The sequence below is a fragment of the Pseudomonas sp. GM60 genome, assembly GCF_000282415.1.
In the GTDB taxonomy this organism is placed as follows: domain Bacteria; phylum Pseudomonadota; class Gammaproteobacteria; order Pseudomonadales; family Pseudomonadaceae; genus Aquipseudomonas; species Aquipseudomonas migulae.
The window spans coordinates 101628-122064 of sequence record NZ_AKJI01000077.1; the positions used below are offsets into that span (position 1 = coordinate 101628).

Below are 20437 nucleotides of genomic sequence, written 5' to 3' on the forward strand. Positions count from 1 at the left end.
GGAAGGTCTCAACCGGCAGCGCGTTGCTGCTGGACGGGAATCTGATGAGGGGCGAGCAATCGTGCTTCGAGGGTTCGGGTGAACGCGCGCGCTTCGGCTTCGCTACGGAACGTCACCGCGTGTTGGTCCAGGCGGACCTGCCACTGGGATTTTGCCAATTCTTTTATCAGGATCTTCATTGCTGACCTCCTCGGTTAAAAGATTGCATCGCAGAGATTCCGATTGTAGACCCGAATACGATCGCAATGATGACAACGGTCAACCTTCGGACTGACGGTGTCGTCCATTCGGACGACACTTGTATCAATCTGTTTCAGAAGCCTTCGAGGACAATCTTGCCCTTGGATTTGCCGCTCTCCAGCAGCTCATGCGCACGCCGCAAATTCGCTGCATTGATCGTTCCGAAGTGCTCGCCCACCGTGGTTTTCAACGTCCCGGCATCGATCAGCGCTGCCACGCGATTGAGCAGTTTGTGTTGCTCGATCATGTCCGCGGTTTCGAACAGCGAGCGGGTGTACATGAACTCCCAGTGCAGCGACAGGCTCTTGCGCTTGAGCTTGGTCACGTCCAGCGCCTTCGGGTCATCGATCAGCGCCAGTTTGCCCTGCGGTGCCAACGCCTCGACCAATTGATCCAGATGCTGATCGGTCTGGGTCAGGCTGGCGACGTGGGTCACCGAGTTCACGCCTGCACGTTTGAGCTCTTCGCTCAGCGGTTGGCTGTGATCGATCACCAGATCGGCGCCCAGCTCACGCACCCAGCTCTGGGTTTGCGCACGGGACGCGGTGCCGATGACCTTCAGCCCGGTGAGCTGGCTGGCCAGTTGCGTAAGGATTGAACCGACACCGCCGGCCGCACCGACGATCAGCAAACTCTGGCCTTCATCGGTGTTGCCTTCGCGCACTTGCAGGCGTTCAAACAACAATTCCCACGCGGTGATCGCCGTCAACGGCAGCGCGGCGGCTTCGGCGAAACCGAGGGTTTTAGGCATGTGGCCGACGATCCGCTCGTCCACCACGTGCAGCTCGCTGTTCCCGCCGGCGCGGGCGATGGAACCGGCGTAGAACACTTTGTCGCCGGCCTTGAACAACGTCACTTCACTGCCGACCGACTTGACCACACCGGCCACGTCCCAGCCCAGCACTTTGGCCGCGCCACCTTCAGGCTGCACGTTCTGGCGGACTTTGGTGTCCACCGGGTTGACCGAGATGGCTTTGACTTCCACCAACAGGTCGCGCGGGCCGGCGACCGGTTCTGGCAGTTCGATGTCTTGCAGGGAGTTGGCGTCGCTGATCGGCAACGAGGCGTAATAGGCAATGGCTTTCATGAAGGGCTCCACAACAGTATTTAAGAAAATCAGGCCACGACGCGCAGGCGTTTGAGATCGAAGTGCTCGATCAGGTCGCCGGCCGTGGCGCGAAAATGCTGGATGTGTGCGCTGGCGTCATGGGCTTGCAGCGCTTCGTCGCTGCTCCACTGCTCGATCATGTAGAAGGCCTGCGGATTGGCCAGGTCCTGATGCAGATCGTATTGACTGCAGCCGGCTTCGGCGCGGGTCGGTTCCAGCAGTGCACGCAGGTGCTGTTCGAGGGCGTCCTGCTGACCGGCTTTGGCGATCAGGGTGGCAATGGCGGTAAACGGCTGGGACATGTTCGACTCCGATAACGGGGTGATTTCGATGGGGCAGATGATTGGCTATTTCTCTGCAAGATAAAACCCGCTAAAAGAGCAGTCTCTTTCAATATTTTTTTGATAATAGAGGCTGGAAATGCTGCGTTTCGATGACTTGCAGTTGTTTGTCCGGGCCGCGGACCTGGGCAGTCTGTCGGCGGCGGCGCGGGGGATGGACATGTCGGCGGCGGTCGCCAGTGCGGCGTTGAAGCGCATCGAACAGCAACTCGGTGCGCGGTTGCTCGCCCGTTCCACCCGCAGCCTGCGCCTGACCGCCGAGGGCGAGGGGTTTCTTGAATACGCCCGGGCGGCCCTGAGCAACCTCGATGAGGGTCGCCGCTTGCTGGCCAGCGGTCAGGACCAAGTCAGCGGAGTGTTGCAGCTGTCGGCACCGTCGGATTTCGGTCGCAACCTGTTGCTGCCGTGGCTGGACGAGTTCCAGCGCGAGCATCCGAAGCTCACGGTGCGCCTGCTGCTGGGCGACCGCATCGCCGACCTGTTCCGCCAGCCGGTGGACATTGCCCTGCGCTATGGCGAGCCGGAAGACTCAAGCCTGGTGGCGCTGCCCATCGCACCGAATAACCGCCGCGTGCTGTGTGCCGCGCCGAGCTATCTGGCCCGACACGGCGAGCCCCGGCAACTGGAGCAACTGGCGCAGCACAATTGCCTGCTGTTCATGCTTGGCAGCCGGGTTCACGATCACTGGAGTTTTCACGATGGCAAACGCGAAGTCAGCCTGACCGTCAGCGGTGACCGTTTCAGTGATGATGCCGATGTGGTGCGCCTGTGGGCCGTGGCGGGTGCCGGGATCGCCTACAAATCCTGGCTGGATGTCGCCGCCGATGTGTTGGCCGGTCGCTTGAAAGTGCTGATGCCGGAGCTGGTCTGTGAGCGCGCACCGCTGAATTTGTTGTGCGCCCATCGCGCACAATTGAGTAAGCCGGTGAACCTTTTGCGGGAAATGCTCGCCAGCCGATGCGCCGGTTTAAGTAGTCAATTTCCCGTGTTGGCGGTCACTGATCATTAGTCGCAGGCAAATAGCGAAATTTCACTCAGGAACTATCACCACCAAGGGTTTTCAGAGGGCAGGAACCGACGGTTAACACGCATATACTAGCGCTCGCCTCAGGTACGCACGGTCGATCTCGCCTTGGCGAGTCCGCGTTCGAGTCGGCCAGGCCCGCATTCGATCGCCGAGCCTTTGCAAAACCCTCAAGGCAATGGCTTGTGTGAGTGGGTGGCTTTGCCCGGTTTGTCGCGGTTTCCGCGTCTTGGCCGACGACACATTACTGGTCAAGATGTCTCTGAGCAGTAGACGAAACGATTCAACAGGGAGTGAATACATGGAACATGCACCTTGCATCAGCCAGATCGCCACGTTGCTGGCTGACCCAAAGCGCAGCGCAATGATGTGGGCCTTGATGGACGGCTCAGCGCGACAAACCGAAGAGCTGGCCTTGCTGGCCGGCCTGTCACCGTCTTCGGCCAGTGCACACCTGGGGCGTTTGTCCGCCGGTGGTCTGTTGAAAGTCGAAACCCGTGGCCGCAAGCGGTTTTTTCGCCTGGCCGCGCCCGAAGTCGGCGCTGCGATAGAAGCACTGGCCAGTGCGACGATTGCCAGCACACCCCGAGGCATGCCGGACGTGTTCAAACGCGCCGCACCTCTCTCCAAACCTCAGGCGGCACCTTCGTCGCTGTTGCGCGCACGACTCTGCGACGATCATTTGGGGGGCACTTTGGCCGCCGACCTTTACCAGCGTTTGCTGGATACGGGTTGGATCGAACAGTTCGAGCAGCGGGTGTCGATCACCCACAAGGGCGCCACGCAATTGGCCAAGCGCGGTGTGTTCGTACAGGCGCTGGCGCACAGCACCCGCCGCGCCGCGTGCGCCTGCCCCGACTGGAGCGAAAGACGTCCGCACATGGGCGGTTCACTGGGCGCGGCGTTGCTGCAATTGTTCATGCAGTCCGGTTGGCTGAGTTTGCCGAACGATTCGCGAGCCTTGCACGTCACCGCGACGGGGCAGCGTGAAATCCATCGCTTTGCCAAGGAAACCGAGCTGGAAATGGCGTTGTAGTACACCAATGTGGGAGCGAGCCTGCTCGCGATGGCGGCGTGTCAGTGGACAAATTCGTGTCTGACACATCGCCATCGCCGGCAAGCCGGTCTCGCTCCCACAGGGGAACTGCGGAGTTTTATGGTTTGACCAACCGCGCATCCAGGCTGTTTTGCGCCAGGCGTTTGGCCTGATCCTGGGTCATGCCCAGATCGGTGTACAGCGCATGGAAGTTCTCGGTCACATACCCGCCGAAGTACGCCGGGTCGTCCGAGTTCACCGTGACTTTCACGCCGCGCTCAAGCATGTCGAGAATGTTGTGCTGGGACATGTGATCGAACACGCAGAGCTTGGTGTTCGACAACGGGCAGACGGTCAACGGGATCTGCTCGTCGATGATCCGCTGCATCAGGCGCTCGTCTTCGATGGCGCGCACGCCATGGTCGATGCGCTGGATTTTCAGCAAGTCGAGGGCTTCCCAGATGTACTCGGGCGGGCCTTCTTCACCGGCGTGGGCGACGGTAAGGAAGCCTTCGTGGCGGGCGCGATCAAACACGCGCTGGAACTTGCTCGGCGGGTGACCCATTTCTGAACTGTCCAGGCCGACGGCCACAAACGCATCGCGGAACGGCAGCGCCTGATCGAGGGTTTTCTGTGCTTGTTCTTCGCTCAAGTGACGCAGGAAACTCAGGATCAAACCGCTGGTGATGCCCAGTTGCTGCTCGCCATCCTTCAGTGCGGCGGCGATGCCGTTGAGCACCACTTCGAACGGGATGCCACGGTCGGTGTGGGTCTGCGGGTCGAAGAACGGTTCGGTGTGAATCACGTTCTGCGCCTTGCAACGCAACAGGTAGGCCCAGGTCAGGTCGTAGAAATCCTGCGAAGTGCGCAGCACGTCGGCGCCCTGGTAATACAGGTCGAGAAACTCTTGCAGGTTGTTGAAGGCGTACGCCTTGCGCAGGGTTTCGACATCGCTCCACGGCAGGGCGATCTTGTTGCGTTCGGCCAGGGCGAACAGCAACTCGGGTTCCAGCGAACCCTCCAGGTGCAAGTGCAGTTCTGCCTTGGGCAGGGCGTTCAGCCAATCGTACATTGTTGAAATCTCATCAGGTGCAATGGCGGCATTCTACAGATGCTCGCCGCAACAATTGGTAAAACCTGACCAAGAGGTTCATTAGCCCGCCTCTTGCTCTCGCCGATAAGCATAGGTGTCGGCGAAGCGCGAGAGCAGGAATTCGGCGCAGGTGGTGACCGGGTATTTCGCCGGGTGAAGGGCATCCTGACAACCGGGCAAGCATTCAATGCGCGTGTCGGGGTGCGGCTCGGCGAAGAACGGCATCGAGTAACGGTCCACACCCAACGGGCTTATCACCCGGTGCGGCGTCGACAGATAACGGTCGTTGCTCCAGCGCGCCATCATGTCGCCGAGGTTGACCACGAAAGTGCCTTCGATGGGCGGCGCGTCGATCCAGTCGCCTTGCACGTTACGCACTTGCAGGCCACCGGCCGCGTCCTGATACAGCAGGGTGATGCAGCCGTAATCGGTGTGGGCGCCGGCGCCTTGCTGATCTGCGGAGCTGGCGGTATGGCGCGGCGGGTAGTGGATCATCCGCAGCACGCTGACCGGTTCATGGAAGCGCGTGTCAAAGAAGTCGCGCTCGATGTTCAGCGCCATCGTCATCGCACGCAACAGGGTTTGAGCCAGCGCCTGCATGTCGACGTAGTGTTGCTCCATGAGCGCTTCCCAACCGGGCATCGAGGGATGACGGTTGGGGCCGCGCAGCGGTTTTTCTGCCAGCACTTGCGGGTGATCGGCCGGCAGGTGCAGGCCCATATCGAAGGTTTCTTTCAGGTCGCTGGGCTTGTTCGGGTCGAGCTGTTCGGTGGCGATGGCGCCGTAGCCGCGATGGTGTCGGGTCTGGGTGATGTCGATGCTGAGCTTTTCGGCGGCGGGCAGGGCGAAGAAGCGTCGGGCGTGATCAAGCACGGCGTCGATGCGTGCGGCACTGATCGGGTGACCCTTGATGTAGAAGAAGCCCCACTCGCGACAGGCGCGGTCGATGCGTGTGGCGACGGATTGCCAGGCGGTCTGGTCATCGCTGTAGAGCGGGGCGATGTCGATGATGGGCAGGCTGTTCATACTGCGTTCCTGAGATGGAATGAGCTTTTGTAGGAGCTGGCTTGCCAGCGATGGCGGCCTCCTGTTCAACATTGATGTTGAATTTGATGGCCTCATCGCCGGCAAGCCGGCTCCTACAGGGGGTTGTGTTGGGCTGAGGGTTACTTCGGTATCTCGGCCTTCATGCCTTCAACGTAGTAATTCATCGAGGCCAGTTCCGCGTTGCTCGCCGTCGCGCCCGCCGCAATTTTCTCCACGCCCGCCTGATCCTTGATCGGCCCGGTAAACGGATGTAGCGCACCGCTCTTGATGTCCGCGATGATCTGTTCGGCCTCGGCTTTCACCGGCGCCGGCACCAGGTCGCTGATCGGCAGTTCAACCGTGCCTTCTTTCAAGCCGCCCCAGTAATCCTGCGACTTCCACGCATGCTCGATCACGCTTTGGGTCGCCTGAATGTAATGCGGAGCCCAGTCGTTGACGATCGAGGTCAGCACCGCTTTCGGCCCGAAGTGCGCCATGTCCGAAGCGTAGCCCACGGCATACACCCCACGACGCTCGGCGGCCTGGATCGGCGCGGGGCTGTCGGTGTGCTGGAACACCACGTCCACGCCTTGATCGATCAACGCGTTGGCGGCGTCGGCTTCCTTGCCCGGGTCGAACCAGGAATTGACCCACACCACTTTGATCTCGGTACCGGGGTTGTATTTGTTCAGGGCCAGTTGAATGGCGTTGATGTCGCGGATCACTTCCGGAATCGGGAACGAGGCGACGTAGCCGATCTTTTTGGTCTTGGTCATTTTCGCCGCGAGGAAGCCGCCGACGTAGCGACCTTCATAGGTGCGCGCCAGGTAGGTGCCGAGGTTCTTGTCCTGCTTGTAGCCGGTGGCGTGCTCGAAGGTCACCTTGGGAAACTGTTTCGCGACTTTCAGGGTCGGGTTCATGTAGCCGAAGGAGGTGGTGAAGATCAGGTCGTAGTTGTCCTTGGCCATGTTGCGGATTACCCGCTCGGCGTCGGCGCCTTCGGCGACGTTTTCCACGTACTGGGTGGTGATCTGCGAGCCGAATTTTTCGGCCAGCGCCTTGCGTCCCTGTTCATGCTGATACGTCCAGCCGTGATCACCGATCGGGCCGATGTAGACGAAGCCGACTTTCAGCGGGTCAGCGGCGCTGGCGGTCAGGCTGGCGCTCAGACCGAGGGTTGCAGCGACGGCGCACAGCAGCGTCTTCAACGGACGTTTATGCATGAATTCCCACTCCATTTTGTTTTGAGGTTGGAGGGGGTAATGCAAATTACTGACCAACAGGACAACAAATATCCGAAACCGTGTAGCGGCCTTCGCGGGCAAGCCTCGCTCCTACAGGTCGGCGTTGTACTTGTAGGAGCGAGGCTCGCCCGCGAAGAGGCCCGCAAGGCCAATAAAGTGCATGGCCATGCAAGGTTGCCATCCACTGGTGCGCTAAGGCGTCACGAAACGCCCGCAGTCAGTCGGTGGTCAACATCGCCATTGGGGCTTTAAAAAGCATCGCCGGCAAGCCGGCTCCTACAGTTATCGCGCATAACCTGTAGGAGCCGGCTTGCCGGCGAAGGCGTCCGATCAGACGCCAGCGATCAACTGTCGGGCTGCCTGGCTGTGATCGGCGATCAAACCTTTGAGATCCAGCCCTTCAACTTGCCCGTCGATCACTCGCCATTTGCCTCCCACCATCACCCGATCCGCCCGATCCGCACCACACAACAGCAATGCCGAAACCGGGTCATGGCTACCGGAAAACCGCAGCTCATCCAGCTTGAACATTGCCAGGTCCGCCTGCTTGCCCACCGCCAGTTCACCGATATCGGTGCGCCCGAGCAAACTCGCCGAGCCCTTGGTCGCCCACCCCAGCACCAATTCCGGCGTGATCTTCTCGGCGCCATAACGCAGCCGCTGGATGTACAGCGCCTGACGGGTTTCGAGCATCATGTTCGACGCATCGTTGGACGCCGAGCCATCCACGCCGAGGCCCAGCAACGCGCCGGCGGCGGTCAGCTCCAGCGTCGGGCAGATGCCGGACGCGAGGCGCATGTTCGAGCTCGGGCAATGGCAAATGCCAGTGCCGGCCGCGCCGAGGCGGGTGATTTCATCCGGGTTGAAGTGGATGCCATGCGCCAGCCAGGTGTGCGGGCCGAGCCAGCCGACGCTGTCCAGATAATCCACGGTGCGCAGGCCGAAGCGTTGCAGGCAGAAGTCTTCTTCGTCGAGGGTTTCCGCTAGGTGCGTGTGCAGTCGTACGTCGAGTTTGTTCGCCAGTTCGGCGCTGGCAGACATGATCTCCGGTGTCACCGAAAACGGTGAGCACGGCGCTAGGGCGATCTGGATTTGCGCGCCATCACCACGCTCGTGGTACTCGGCGATCAGGCGCTGACTGTCGTCGAGGATCACTTCGCCTTCTTGCACGGTCTGCTGCGGGGGCAGGCCGCCGTCCTTCTCGCCCAGGCTCATGGAACCGCGCGTCAGCATGGCGCGCATGCCGAGGTCGCGGACGCTTTCGACTTGCACGTCGATGGCGTTTTCCAGGCCTTTCGGGAACAGGTAATGGTGATCGGCGGCGGTGGTGCAGCCGGACAGCAGCAACTCGGCCAACGCGACTTTCGTGGCAAGGGCGAGTTTTTCAGGGGTGAGGCGTGCCCAGACCGGGTACAGGGTTTTCAGCCAAGGGAACAACGGCTGATTGACCACCGGCGCCCAGGCGCGGGTCAGGGTTTGATAGAAGTGGTGATGAGTGTTGATCAGCCCCGGCAGGATCACATGCTCGCGAGCATCGAATACTTGTCCACAGGGGGCGGACGGTTGCTGGCCGGCGGCGAGCACTTCGACGATCAAGCCGTCTTGCACAACCAGGCCGCCACGGGCATCGAGGCCATTGGCAGTGAAGATCGCGAGGGGATTTTTTAACCAGGTACGGGTCGCAGGCATGTTGGCCGGCTCCTCTGAAAGTTGGGTTCAGGTTAGCCAGCTCAGTGATTACCCTGTCTGCTGATCCAGGGTCGCCGCGAGGACGAGGTGCGCAGTGTCGAACAAAACCCAGTTGCAGGCAAGTCCGGCCAGACGACTGAACCTCGTGTGGGACGCGTACCTGTGGGAGCGAGCCTGCTCGCGATGGTGGGTCAGCTGCATCGGCGTCGACTGACACTCCATCGCGAGCAGGCTCGCTCCCACAGTGGATTGACGGCGTTTACCAGGGAATGGTTTCACCCCTGTAGTTCACGAAGTGGTGCCCACCCTTGCCGGTGTAAGCATTCACCTGATCCACCAACCCACGCACACTGGTTTCCACGTCGATGTCAGCGCCTTCACCGCCCATGTCGGTTTTCACCCAGCCCGGATGCAGCGACAGCACCGTCAGTTTCTGATCGCCCAATTGCGTCACAAAGCTGTTGGTCATCGAGTTCAATGCAGCCTTGCTCGCCTTGTACAACGCCAGTTCCGGCGCGTCCGGCATGGTCACGCTGCCGAGCACCGAGCTCATGAACGCCAGCACGCCGCTGTCCGGGCGAATCTGCCCGGCAAACCGCTGAGCCAGGTTGATCGGCGCCACCGCATTGGTGAAGAACAACTGACCCACTTCAGCCAGCGTCGCACCGCCCGGCGTCTGAACGTCAGGGCCTTTTACGCCGGCATTCACGAACAACAGATCAAACACTTCACCCTTGAGCTGCTGACTCAGGGCGATGACGGCCTGCTGATCATCCATGTCGAGTTTTTCGATCCGCACCTTGCCCAGCGCCTGCAAGGCGTCGGCGTTTTGCGGGTTGCGCACGGTGGCGGTGACTTGCCAGCCGTCGGCCAGCAGGGTTTTCACCAGACCGAGGCCCAGGCCCCGGGAGGCGCCGATGATGAGTGCGGTTTTTGCCTTGGACATGAGTGGCTTCCTTGATGAATGAGGATCACGGATTTAATGGACAACGCTGCCCGAGCCGTTGCTGCAACTCGTTGCGCAACGCGCCGAGTTCATCCATTCGGGTTTCGATCAGTTTGAGTTTGTCTTGCAGCAATTGCGTGACGGCGCTGTCCGGATCGGGCGACTTCCACAACGCGGCGACGCTGTTGCCGATCTCGCCGAGGGTAAAGCCCAGCCGTTGAGCGGTCTTGATGTAGAGCACCAGTTGCACCATGTCATCCGGATATTCGCGATAACCGTTGGCGCTGCGTTGCGCCGCGATCAATCCGCGCTGCTCGTAGAAGCGCAGCGTGTCGCGGCTGACGGCGCTGGCCTGGGCTAATTCACCGATGCGCATGCTGATGTCTCGAGAGGGCTTGACCCTGGAGCATACTCCAGGCTTTAGGCTTGTTGCTCCCTGAATTTATGGAGCAGTGCCGATGTGGACTTCAACGCAATATCGCCGCGTGGTGCGGGGCAGCGCCTGGTATGACTTGATCGTGACGGCGGCGTTTGTCACGCCGTGGAGTTTTACTGCGTTGCATGGGTTGTTGACGGGTTTGAGTCAGGCTTTGGATTTGCCCGGCGAACTGCCGGCGTTTGAGCCGATGCACATGTTGATGGCGAACCTGTTGGGCTCGATCGTGTGCGTGTGGTCGGTGCTGCGGATTCGTGATCCGCAGCAGGTTTATGGCCGGTATGACGCGGTGGGCAGATTCCTGTTCTCCACTTGGCAGCTCTATGCCTTGCTCCATGGCGCCAGTTCGCTGTTGGTGATTTTTCTGGTTTTTGAATTGGCGTGGGGCGTGGCTCAGGTGTTGCCAGTGCGGACGCCTTCGCGGGCAAGCCACGCTCCTACAGGTGTTACGCAAAACTAGTAGGAGCGAGGCTTGCCCGCGAAGGGGCCCTAACGGTCACCGCTAATGCCCACCCTGCCAAGGCTGCCCCAACGACACCGGCGCATACAACCGTGTGCGCACGGCGTCCCGCGACAGCAGCACCAACACCACAATCGTCGCGACATACGGCAGCATCGCCAGCAGACTCGACGGGATCGCCAGCCCCAACCCCTGCGCCACCAGGTGCAGGATGCTGGCGAGCCCGAACAGATACGCCCCCAGCAGCAATCGCCACACCCGCCAACTGGCAAACACCACCAGCGCCAGGGCAATCCAGCCGCGACCGGCGCTCATGTTCTCCGCCCACATCGGCGTGTAGGCCAGCGACAGATACGCCCCGGCCAACCCCGCCATCGCGCCGCCGAACAGCACCGCCAGCGTCCGTACGCCCAGCACCGGCAAGCCCATCGCACTGGCCGCATCCGGGTTTTCGCCGACGGCCTGAATGATCAGCCCGACACGACTTTTCACAATCACCCACGCCACCAGCGCAAACAACGCGAACGACAGATACACCAGCAGATCCTGCGCAAACAGCATCCGTCCGATCAGCGGGATCTCGCTCAGTAAAGGGATCGCCACCGGCTCAAAACCCGCCAGCGGTTTACCGACCCACGCCGCACCGACAAAGGTCGACAGGCCCACACCAAAGATCGTCAGCGCCAACCCGGTGGCCACCTGATTAGCGTTGAACACCAGCGCCACCAACGCAAACAGCGACGACAGCAACATCCCGGCGAGCATCGCCAGCAACACGCCCAGCCACAGGTTGCCGCTGTTCAGCGCGACGATAAAACCGATCACCGCGCCAAACAGCATCATGCCTTCCTGGCCGAGGTTGAGGACGCCGCTCTTCTCACAAATCAATTCACCCAGCGCCACCAACAGCAACGGCGTGCCGCAGCGCACCATGGCGTAGAAAATATTGCTCAACAGATCGATATCCATCACAGCGCTCCTGCTTGTACGACGGTGGCCGATGCGCGACGCGTCCAGCGCCAATGCAAACGCGGTCGGTAGAGAATCAACACGTCACTGGCCAGCAGGAAAAACAGCATCATGCCCTGGAACAATTGCGTGATTGCTTGCGGCAGATTCATGCTCATCTGCGCGTTCTCGCCACCGATGTACAGCAATGCCATCAACAGGCTGGAAAACAGAATGCCGACCGGATTGAGCCGCCCGAGAAACGCCACGGTGATCGCGGCGTAGCCATAGCCGGGCGAGACTTGCGGCACCAACTGACCAATCGGCCCGGTGACTTCACACACGCCGGCCAGCCCCGCCAATCCGCCGCTGACCAACAGCGCCAGCCAGATCAGCCGTTTCTCGCGGAACCCGACAAAACCCGCCGCACGCTTGTCCAGCCCGAGCACTTTGATCTGGAACCCGACAAAGCTTTTCTGCAGCAACACCCACACCGCCACCAACGCGAGCAGGGCAAAATAAACGCCGGCATGCACCCGACCGTCCTCCATCAACAACGGCAAACGGCTGGCATCGCCGAACATCGCCGACTCCGGAAAGTTGAACCCGGCCGGATCCTTCAGTGGCCCGTGCACACAGAACAACAACAGGTTCAGGGCGATGTAGTTGAGCATGATGCTGGTAAGGATTTCGTTGGCATTGAAGCGCGTGCGCAACCACGCCGTCAGCCCGGCCCACGCCGCGCCGGCCAGCGTGCCGACGAGCAGGATCAACACCAATGCCCAGCGACTTTGCAGACCGATGATGTTCACCGCCAACGCACTGCCGGCCAGCGCGCCGAGCAGCAATTGACCTTCGGCGCCGATGTTCCAGATCCGCGCCTGATACGCCACGGCCAGACCCAAGGCGCAGAGCAGAATCGGCAACGCCTTGACCAACAATTCGGAGACGCCATACAAGTCGCTGACCGGGGCGATCAGCAAGGTGTGCAAGGTCAGCAACGGGTCATGGCCCAACGCGATAAACAGCAGCGAGCCACAGCCCAATGTCAGGACCGCCGCCAGTAACGGCGAGCACCACAGCATCAAGCGCGATTGCTGGCCACGGGGTTCGAGGGAAAGCAGCATGTGAAACTCCGTTAAACCGTTGCGGGTGCAAGTGATTGAGGGGTGTCGAACTGGCCGGCCATCCAGCCGCCGACGTCGATCAGGCGGGTGTCGACGGTCGCCCTGAGCGGCGACAAGCGTCCGCTGCACAAGGCGCCGAGCCGGTCGCTGATCTGGAACAGTTCGTCGAGGTCTTCGGAGATCACCAGGATCGCTGCGCCGGCATCGCGCAAGGCAATCAGCGCGCGGTGAATGGTTGCGGCGGCACCGACGTCCACGCCCCAGGTCGGGTGCGCGGCCACCAGCAGTTTCGGTTGCTGAAGAACCTCCCGGCCGAGGATGAATTTCTGCAAGTTGCCACCGGACAGACTGCGTGCCGGCGTTTGCGCATCGGGTGTCTTGACGCCGAAGCGGCGGATGATTTCTTCGGCCAGCGCTTTGACCTTGGTCCGCCGGATCAGCCCGTTGCACACCAGGCCTTGTTGAAAGGCGCTGAGCAGGGCGTTGTCGGCCAGGCTCAATTCCGGCACCGCACCGTGCCCCAACCGTTCGGCAGGGACGAAGGCCAAGCCGAGTTTTCGACGGGCATCCGGCGCCAAGTGAGCCACCGCTTGCCCGTCAAAACGCAGGGTTGCACCGTCATTGCGGTGCAGGCGTTGTTCGCCACTGAGCAGCGCCAGCAGCTCATCCTGGCCATTGCCTGCCACTCCGGCGATGCCGACGATTTCGCCACGGCGTACGTGCAGGTCGATGTCCTTCAGCGAGCAGCCAAACGGATCGGGGTTGTGCCACGACAATGCGCTCACGTTCAAAAATGCATCACCGCCCACGACCTTCGGATAATCGGTGATCAGATCGGCCGCTTCCCCGACCATCAACTTCGCCAGTTGCTGATCCGAGCACTGCGCCGGCACGCAATGCCCGGCCACACGACCGCCGCGCAGCACCGTGGCGCTGTGGCACAACGCGCGCACTTCACCGAGCTTGTGGCTGATAAACAGGATGCTGCAGCCCTCGGCCGCGAGCCGGCGCAGGGTGACGAACAATTCGTCGGCCTCTTGCGGGGTCAGCACCGAGGTCGGTTCATCGAGAATCAGCAGACGGATGTCCTGCATCAGGCACCGAATGATTTCTACCCGCTGGCGTTCGCCAATCGACAGGCTGTGGACCAGTCGCTCCGGTTCCAATGCCATGCCATAGCGCCGGGACACTTCGCGAATTTTTGGCTCAAGTTGTTTTGGTGTACCGGCCGCCGCGCCCATCGCCAGCGCAATGTTCTGCGCCACGCTGAGGGTTTCGAACAACGAGAAGTGCTGGAACACCATGCCGATTCCCAAACCGCGAGCCTGAGCCGGGTTGCGCATGGTCACGTGCTGGCCTTGCCAGATCACTTCGCCAGAATCAGCGTGGGTGACGCCGTAGATGATTTTCATCAGCGTACTTTTGCCCGCACCGTTTTCGCCGAGCAGCGCATGGATTTCGCCGGGCGCAATACTCAGGTCGATGGCATCGTTGGCCAGGCAACCCGGGTAGCGTTTGCTGATTCTGCGCAGTTGCAGGCGAAGCGTTTGGTCGGGGATCGGCACGGGGTTGGGCATAACAGGCTCGGGTCGATGGAGTTGTGCCTGTGGATAAAGCAATTTCCTGGCCATTGAGTCAGGAAAATTGAAAATTCTTGCCGGCCAAGGCATCGGGCGCGCCGCTTCGCCACATTTCGATCCCGACGCAGCACCACATAAGGGCGAAGCGGTAGATCAGGCTCCGGTTTTGCGCAGGCCGATTTGGTCAAAAAACGAGCAACCCTTTGCAAGCCATGCCGGATATGGGGCCGCGCCAGCCATGAACGGGTTATCCACAGATTGCTCCACAGTATTTGTGCGCAAGCGCAAAGCTCGGGCATAAGCACTGAGCGGCTTTCTTCTAAAGGCGATAAACCACGCTAACTGATTGTTTTTACGTGGATTTAGTCTTTTTGAAGGCGTATTGGACAAAAAGTGAGCAATGCCCGCAAAGCCGCATGACAGAAGGGTTACAGCGGTATGTGCTCAGGTTATCCACAGCCGGGTGCACAGTAGATGTGGGCAAATACACGGGATCGATGGAAGGGCGCTGAGCGTTGTTGGTGCGATCAGCGCTGCAACAGAATGCGCCCGCGACTCAAATCGGCCAGTTGCGTTTGCAGGGTGTTGATCTGCGCTTCGCCCATCGCCAATTTCAGCTCCACACCGTTGGCCGTGAACGTTTCCTCCACGACCAGCCCGCCAAGTTCTGCCACCCGCAGTTTCACCAGCGTCAGTTCGCCAAACCCGCAGGCGCAACTCAGCGGCACGCGGCTGATCAGTTCAACTTTCGGTGCCGCTTGAAGGCACTTGTTCGCGCCGCCGCCATACGCTCGGGCGAGGCCGCCGGTGCCGAGTTGAATGCCGCCATACCAGCGGATCACCAGCACGGCGACCTGGTCGCAATCCTGCGCATCGATGGCCGCCAGAATCGGGCGCCCGGCGGTGCCGCCAGGCTCTCCGTCATCGGTGCTGCGGTATTGGGCGCCGAGTTTCCACGCCCAGCAATTGTGCGTGGCGTTCAGATCGCTGTGCTGCTCGATGAACGCCTGGGCTTCAGCAGGGCTGCTGATCGGTGCGGCGAAGGTGATGAAGCGGCTTTTGCGAATCTCTTCGCGGTATTCGCAAAAGCCGCTGAGGGTAAAAGGCATAAGAGTCTTAAATGGCTGGAGTCAGGCCGCAGCCTTTGAGAATGATGCGGATCAGGTTGTCGCCGGCGTCTTCCATGTCTTGCTTGGTCAGCTTGGTGCGGCCGCTGACCCGGCAAATCTGCGTGGCAAAGTCCGCGTAATGCTGGGTGCTGCCCCACAACAGAAAGATCAGGTTGACCGGGTCGACCGGGTCCATTTTGCCAGCGTCGATCCACGCTTGAAACACCGCCGCCCGGCCCTGGAACCAGGCGCGGTAATCCTGGTTGAAATATTCGGTCAGGCACTCACCGCCGCTGATCACTTCCATGGCGAAGACTCGCGAGGCTTGCGGCTGGCGGCGGGAGAATTCCATCTTGGCGCGGATGTACCGCGTCAGCGCTTCGGCCGGATCATCCTCGGCGGTGAGGGTATTGAAGGTGCTGTCCCACAACTGCAGGATGTTGCTCAGCACCGCCACGTACAACCCCAGCTTATTGGTGAAGTAGTAATGCAGGTTCGCCTTGGGCAACCCGGCATTCAGGGCGATGGTGTTCATGCTCGTGCCTTTGAACCCGTGACGGGCGAACTCGTCTTCGGCGGCTTTGATGATGGTCTCTTCGTTCTTCTGACGAATGCGGCTGGCAGGTTTGCCGCCGTGAGCGGGGACTTCAAAGGTCATAGGCACTTCCGAACAGGTGGGTGGGTGCAACCAATGCGTTGATAGCGCAACCACAGGCTCCAGACAAGTCCCGACACGATAAAACCTGACCACCACAAACCCCTGTAGGAGCGAAGCTTGCTCGCGAAGGCGTCTTAACATTCAACATTGATGTTGAATGAGCCGCCGCCTTCGCGAGCAAGCTTCGCTCCTACAGGTTTTCACCTTATTCAACGTGTTGCGGCCAGGCTCTCCAAAAAGCTTTCCAGCACCAAATGCGGGCGACGTCCCTTGCGGGTGACCGATGCAAGGCTCAAGTCATAAAACCGTGCTGTCGGTTTCAGCGCGCGCAAGCGCCCTTGTTGCACCCAGAGGCTGGCGTAGTGATCCGGCAGGTAACCGATGTAGCGCCCGGTGAGAATCAGAAACGCCATGCCTTCGCGGTCTGACGCACTGGCGGTGCAATTGAGTGCCTGGTAATGCGCCTGAATCTCGGCCGGCAGGCGGAAGGTCGGGGCGATGGCGTCCTGACTGTTGAGGCGCTCGTCATCCAGTTGTTTGTCGTCGACATAAAACAACGGATGACCAACCGCGCAATACAGCAGCGAACGTTCACTGTAGAGCGGCTGATATTCCAGCCCCGACAGGGCGCTTGCCTGCGGCACCACGCCGACATGCAAGCGGCCGTCGAGCACGCCTTGCTCGACTTCATTGGGCGCGATCATGCGGATCTGAATCTGCACGTCCGGCCCGCGCTCCTTCAATTGCGCCAACGCGTGAGTGATGCGCATGTGGGGCAGGGTGACCAGGTTGTCGGTCAGGCCGATGGTCAATTCGCCGCGCAGGTGTTGGTGCAGACCGTTGACCTCGGTGCGGAAACTTTCCAGCGCACTCAATAGCTGCAATGCCGATTGATACACCTCGCGGCCTTCTTCGGTCAGGGAAAACCCGGCGCGACCTCGTTGGCACAGGCGCAGGCCGAGGCGCTGTTCCAGGTCGCTCATCTGCTGGCTGATCGCCGAGCGGCCGATCCCGAGCACCGACTCCGCCGCCGAGAAACCGCCGCACTCCACCACGCTGCGAAAAATCCGCAGCAAGCGGATATCAAAGTCGCTGACTTGTGCCAGCGGATCGGGGCGACGAGTGCTCATGCATTAATTACTCAAAGTTTAGTGGCGGTCTGACTGAACGTTACAAAAGTTGGATTTCACCGACTTTATCCCCGTGGCAATTTAGCTGCAAGAACGCTTTTCATCTCCACGCCGCTTATTGCCTTGCGAGGTTTTGCCCATGAACTTGCCTGAAAACGCCCCGAACTCCCTGGCCAGCCAGCTCAAGCTCGATGCTCACTGGATGCCCTACACCGCCAACCGAAATTTCCAGCGCGATCCGCGACTGATCGTGGCGGCTGAAGGCAGTTGGCTGACGGACGACAAGGGTCGCAAGGTCTACGATTCGCTGTCCGGTCTGTGGACCTGCGGCGCCGGGCACACCCGCAAGGAAATCCAGGACGCGGTTGCCAAGCAACTCGGTACGCTCGATTACTCGCCGGGCTTCCAGTACGGTCACCCGCTGTCGTTCCAATTGGCGGAAAAAATCACCGACCTGACGCCGGGTAATCTGAATCACGTGTTCTTCACCGACTCGGGTTCCGAGTGCGCTGACACTGCGGTGAAGATGGTCCGCGCTTACTGGCGTCTGAAAGGCCAGGCGACCAAAACCAAAATGATCGGCCGCGCCCGTGGTTACCACGGTGTGAACATCGCCGGCACCAGCCTCGGCGGCGTCAACGGCAACCGCAAAATCTTCGGTCAGGCAATGATGGACGTCGATCACCTGCCGCACACCTTGCTGGCGAGCAATGCTTACTCGCGCGGCATGCCAAAAGAGGGCGGTATCGCTCTGGCCGATGAGTTGCTCAAACTGATCGAGCTGCATGACGCTTCGAACATCGCCGCCGTATTCGTCGAGCCAATGGCCGGTTCCGCTGGCGTGCTGGTTCCGCCTGAGGGCTACCTCAAACGTCTGCGCGAGATCTGCGATCAGCACAACATCCTGCTGGTGTTCGACGAAGTGATCACCGGCTTCGGCCGTACCGGTTCGATGTTCGGCGCTGACAGCTTCGGCGTGACCCCGGACCTGATGTGCATCGCCAAGCAAGTCACCAACGGTGCGATCCCAATGGGCGCAGTGATTGCCAGCTCCGAGATCTACCAGACCTTCATGAACCAGGCGACGCCTGAGTACGCGGTGGAATTCCCGCACGGCTACACCTATTCCGCGCACCCGGTGGCTTGCGCCGCTGGTCTTGCCGCACTCGACCTGCTGCAAAAGGAAAACCTGGTGCAGAGCGTGGCCGACGTCGCACCGCATTTCGAAAATGCACTGCACGGCCTTAAGGGCTCGAAAAACATCATCGACATTCGTAACTACGGTCTGGCCGGTGCTATCCAGATCGCGCCGCGTGACGGCGATGCCATCGTGCGTCCGTTCGAAGCGGGCATGGCGCTGTGGAAAGCCGGGTTCTACGTGCGCTTCGGCGGCGACACCCTGCAGTTCGGCCCAACCTTCAACAGCAAGCCGCAAGACCTTGATCGTCTGTTCGACGCGGTCGGCGAAGTGCTGAACAAAATCGACTGATTTCCCCTTCTATATAGAGGCGCCCGTTGACGGGCGCCTGTGGACAACTTTTCTGGAGCCCCGCATGAGCCTTATCCCGCATTTGATCAACGGCGAACTGGTGACCGAAGACGGTCGCACGGCCGACGTGTTCAACCCGTCTACTGGCCAGGCGATTCACAAACTGCCATTGGCCAGCCGCGAAACCATCCAGAAAGCCATCGACTCGGCCAAGGCTGCGTTCCCGGCCTGGCGCAATACTCCACCGGCCAAACGTGCGCAGGTAATGTTTCGCTTCAAGCAACTGCTGGAACAGAACGAAGCGCGTATCGCCCAACTGATCAGCGAAGAACACGGCAAGACGCTGGAAGATGCTGCCGGTGAATTGAAGCGCGGTATCGAGAACGTCGAGTTCGCTTGCGCGGCGCCGGAAATCCTTAAGGGTGAATACAGCCGTAACGTCGGCCCGAACATTGATGCCTGGTCGGACTTCCAGCCATTGGGCGTGGTCGCCGGTATTACTCCGTTCAACTTCCCGGCGATGGTGCCGCTGTGGATGTATCCGCTGGCAATCGTCTGCGGCAACTGCTTCATCCTCAAACCTTCCGAACGTGATCCGAGCTCGACGCTGTTGATCGCTCAGTTGTTGCTCGAAGCCGGTCTGCCGAAAGGCGTGTTGAGCGTGGTGCATGGTGATAAGGCGGCAGTGGATGCGCTGATCGAAGCGCCGGAAGTCAAAGCATTGAGTTTCGTTGGCTCGACGCCGATTGCCGAATACATCTACGCCGAAGGCACCAAGCGTGGCAAACGCGTTCAGGCACTGGGCGGCGCGAAGAACCACGCGGTGCTGATGCCGGATGCGGATCTGGATAACGCCGTCAGCGCTCTGATGGGCGCGGCGTACGGTTCCTGCGGCGAGCGTTGCATGGCGATTTCGGTGGCCGTGTGCGTTGGCGACCAGGTGGCCGATGCGTTGGTGGCCAAGCTGACTCCGCAGATCAAGGCATTGAAGATTGGCGCAGGCACCACTTGTGGTCTGGACATGGGGCCGTTGGTTACCGGTCAGGCTCGTGACAAAGTCAGTGGCTATGTAGAAGACGGCGTTGCCTCCGGTGCAACCCTGGTGGTGGATGGTCGTGGTCTGAGCGTCGCCGGTCATGAAGAAGGTTTCTTCCTGGGCGGTTGCCTGTTCGATAACGTCACGCCAGAGATGCGTATCTATAAAGAAGAGATCTTTGGGCCAGTACTGTGCGTTGTCCGGGTGAACAGCCTGGAAGAAGCGATGCAACTGATCAACGATCACGAGTATGGCAACGGCACCTGCATCTTTACCCGTGATGGGGAAGCGGCGCGGTTGTTCTGCGATGAGATCGAAGTCGGCATGGTTGGCGTCAACGTGCCGTTGCCGGTGCCGGTGGCTTATCACAGCTTTGGCGGCTGGAAGCGTTCGCTGTTCGGCGATCTGCATGCGTATGGCCCGGATGGCGTGCGCTTCTACACCCGTCGCAAGGCCATTACTCAGCGCTGGCCGCAGCGTGCGAGCCATGAAGCATCGCAATTCGCATTCCCTAGCTTGTAAGTAGAAGGGAAGAAGGCCGAGCCCCTAGGGGCTCGGCCTTCGTGTTTTCGGGCTTTTTTGACCCGTATGACAGAAATGTGAAAATAGGTGTTGACGGCAGATTCTGGAAGTCTATAATTCGCCCCACTTCCGGCGCAGTCGAAACGGAAAACTCCTTGGTAAACAAAGAGTTACGCGGTTTTCGACAGCGAGTTG

General features: G+C 60.4%; 20 protein-coding genes. 5 read left to right on the forward strand and 15 right to left on the reverse strand.

The features are described 5' to 3' along the window. Window positions 1–8: 8 nt before the first annotated feature. The 3 genes from PMI32_RS30455 to PMI32_RS10070 all read right to left on the reverse strand — a co-directional run bounded on the left by PMI32_RS30455 (window position 9) and on the right by PMI32_RS10070 (window position 1650). Window positions 9–179, reverse strand: a complete 171-nt coding sequence (locus PMI32_RS30455) for a hypothetical protein (protein WP_008031321.1) — start codon at window positions 177–179, stop codon at window positions 9–11. A 134-nt stretch (window positions 180–313) separates the two neighbouring features. After that, window positions 314–1327: a zinc-binding alcohol dehydrogenase family protein gene (locus PMI32_RS10075; protein WP_008031324.1), complete on the reverse strand. Its 1014-nt coding sequence runs from the start codon at window positions 1325–1327 to the stop codon at window positions 314–316. 29 nt (window positions 1328–1356) lie between these two features. Beyond that, window positions 1357–1650, reverse strand: coding sequence for a putative quinol monooxygenase (locus PMI32_RS10070; RefSeq protein WP_008031327.1), 294 nt, complete (start codon window positions 1648–1650; stop codon window positions 1357–1359). A 118-nt stretch (window positions 1651–1768) separates the two neighbouring features. Between PMI32_RS10070 and vimR the strand changes: the two genes are divergently transcribed. Together vimR and PMI32_RS10060 are read left to right on the forward strand one after the other, a co-directional pair. Continuing rightward, window positions 1769–2698 carry a transcription regulator VimR gene (gene vimR, locus PMI32_RS10065; protein ID WP_008031330.1) on the forward strand — a complete coding sequence of 310 codons (930 nt, stop codon included), beginning with the start codon at window positions 1769–1771 and terminating at the stop codon, window positions 2696–2698. Window positions 2699–3014: 316 nt separating this feature from the next. Then, window positions 3015–3749, forward strand: a complete 735-nt coding sequence (locus PMI32_RS10060) for an ArsR/SmtB family transcription factor (protein WP_008031331.1) — start codon at window positions 3015–3017, stop codon at window positions 3747–3749. Between the two features lie 118 nt (window positions 3750–3867). Here PMI32_RS10060 and PMI32_RS10055 read toward each other — a convergent pair whose 3' ends face one another. The 6 genes from PMI32_RS10055 to PMI32_RS10030 all read right to left on the reverse strand — a co-directional run bounded on the left by PMI32_RS10055 (window position 3868) and on the right by PMI32_RS10030 (window position 10123). Next, window positions 3868–4821 (reverse strand): adenosine deaminase, encoded by a 954-nt coding sequence (locus PMI32_RS10055; protein ID WP_008031333.1) that lies wholly within the window; start codon window positions 4819–4821, stop codon window positions 3868–3870. Window positions 4822–4902: 81 nt separating this feature from the next. Further along, a complete protein-coding gene (locus PMI32_RS10050) occupies window positions 4903–5868 on the reverse strand; it encodes an isopenicillin N synthase family dioxygenase (RefSeq protein WP_008031335.1) in 966 nt (321 codons plus the stop codon). A gap of 140 nt (window positions 5869–6008) precedes the next feature. Further along, complete coding sequence (locus tag PMI32_RS10045) at window positions 6009–7091, reverse strand: BMP family ABC transporter substrate-binding protein (protein ID WP_008031337.1); 1083 nt, start codon at window positions 7089–7091, stop codon at window positions 6009–6011. A gap of 351 nt (window positions 7092–7442) precedes the next feature. Further along, window positions 7443–8801, reverse strand: a complete 1359-nt coding sequence (locus PMI32_RS10040; RefSeq protein ID WP_008031340.1) for an 8-oxoguanine deaminase — start codon at window positions 8799–8801, stop codon at window positions 7443–7445. A 259-nt stretch (window positions 8802–9060) separates the two neighbouring features. Continuing rightward, window positions 9061–9747, reverse strand: a complete 687-nt coding sequence (locus tag PMI32_RS10035; RefSeq protein ID WP_008031345.1) for an SDR family oxidoreductase — start codon at window positions 9745–9747, stop codon at window positions 9061–9063. A 25-nt stretch (window positions 9748–9772) separates the two neighbouring features. Continuing rightward, a complete protein-coding gene (locus PMI32_RS10030; RefSeq protein WP_008031347.1) occupies window positions 9773–10123 on the reverse strand; it encodes a MerR family transcriptional regulator in 351 nt (116 codons plus the stop codon). An 82-nt stretch (window positions 10124–10205) separates the two neighbouring features. Here PMI32_RS10030 and PMI32_RS10025 point away from each other — a divergent pair, with 82 nt between their 5' ends. Next, window positions 10206–10643, forward strand: a complete 438-nt coding sequence (locus PMI32_RS10025) for a hypothetical protein (RefSeq protein ID WP_008031349.1) — start codon at window positions 10206–10208, stop codon at window positions 10641–10643. A 42-nt stretch (window positions 10644–10685) separates the two neighbouring features. On the opposite strand, the gene PMI32_RS10020 is transcribed toward PMI32_RS10025, so the two are convergent. From PMI32_RS10020 to PMI32_RS09995, 6 genes are all read right to left on the reverse strand, one after another. Then, window positions 10686–11612, reverse strand: a complete 927-nt coding sequence (locus tag PMI32_RS10020) for an ABC transporter permease (protein ID WP_008031350.1) — start codon at window positions 11610–11612, stop codon at window positions 10686–10688. Next, window positions 11612–12718 carry an ABC transporter permease gene (locus PMI32_RS10015; RefSeq protein WP_008031352.1) on the reverse strand — a complete coding sequence of 369 codons (1107 nt, stop codon included), beginning with the start codon at window positions 12716–12718 and terminating at the stop codon, window positions 11612–11614. The genes PMI32_RS10020 and PMI32_RS10015 overlap by 1 nt, the downstream gene beginning before the upstream one ends. Window positions 12719–12729: 11 nt before the next feature. Next, complete coding sequence (locus PMI32_RS10010; RefSeq protein ID WP_008031353.1) at window positions 12730–14295, reverse strand: ABC transporter ATP-binding protein; 1566 nt, start codon at window positions 14293–14295, stop codon at window positions 12730–12732. A gap of 530 nt (window positions 14296–14825) precedes the next feature. After that, window positions 14826–15407 (reverse strand): IMPACT family protein, encoded by a 582-nt coding sequence (locus PMI32_RS10005; RefSeq protein WP_008031355.1) that lies wholly within the window; start codon window positions 15405–15407, stop codon window positions 14826–14828. A gap of 7 nt (window positions 15408–15414) precedes the next feature. Then, the gene (locus PMI32_RS10000; RefSeq protein WP_008031358.1) at window positions 15415–16065 is read right to left on the reverse strand and encodes a TetR/AcrR family transcriptional regulator; all 651 of its coding nucleotides are present in this window, start codon (window positions 16063–16065) and stop codon (window positions 15415–15417) included. 209 nt (window positions 16066–16274) lie between these two features. Next, window positions 16275–17195 carry a LysR family transcriptional regulator gene (locus PMI32_RS09995; protein ID WP_008031360.1) on the reverse strand — a complete coding sequence of 307 codons (921 nt, stop codon included), beginning with the start codon at window positions 17193–17195 and terminating at the stop codon, window positions 16275–16277. Between the two features lie 139 nt (window positions 17196–17334). Here PMI32_RS09995 and aptA point away from each other — a divergent pair, with 139 nt between their 5' ends. Together aptA and PMI32_RS09985 are read left to right on the forward strand one after the other, a co-directional pair. Further along, the gene (aptA, locus tag PMI32_RS09990) at window positions 17335–18684 is read left to right on the forward strand and encodes an omega-aminotransferase AptA (RefSeq protein ID WP_008031362.1); all 1350 of its coding nucleotides are present in this window, start codon (window positions 17335–17337) and stop codon (window positions 18682–18684) included. Between the two features lie 64 nt (window positions 18685–18748). Next, window positions 18749–20242 (forward strand): CoA-acylating methylmalonate-semialdehyde dehydrogenase, encoded by a 1494-nt coding sequence (locus tag PMI32_RS09985; protein WP_008031364.1) that lies wholly within the window; start codon window positions 18749–18751, stop codon window positions 20240–20242. The last annotated feature ends 195 nt before the right edge of the window (window positions 20243–20437 follow it).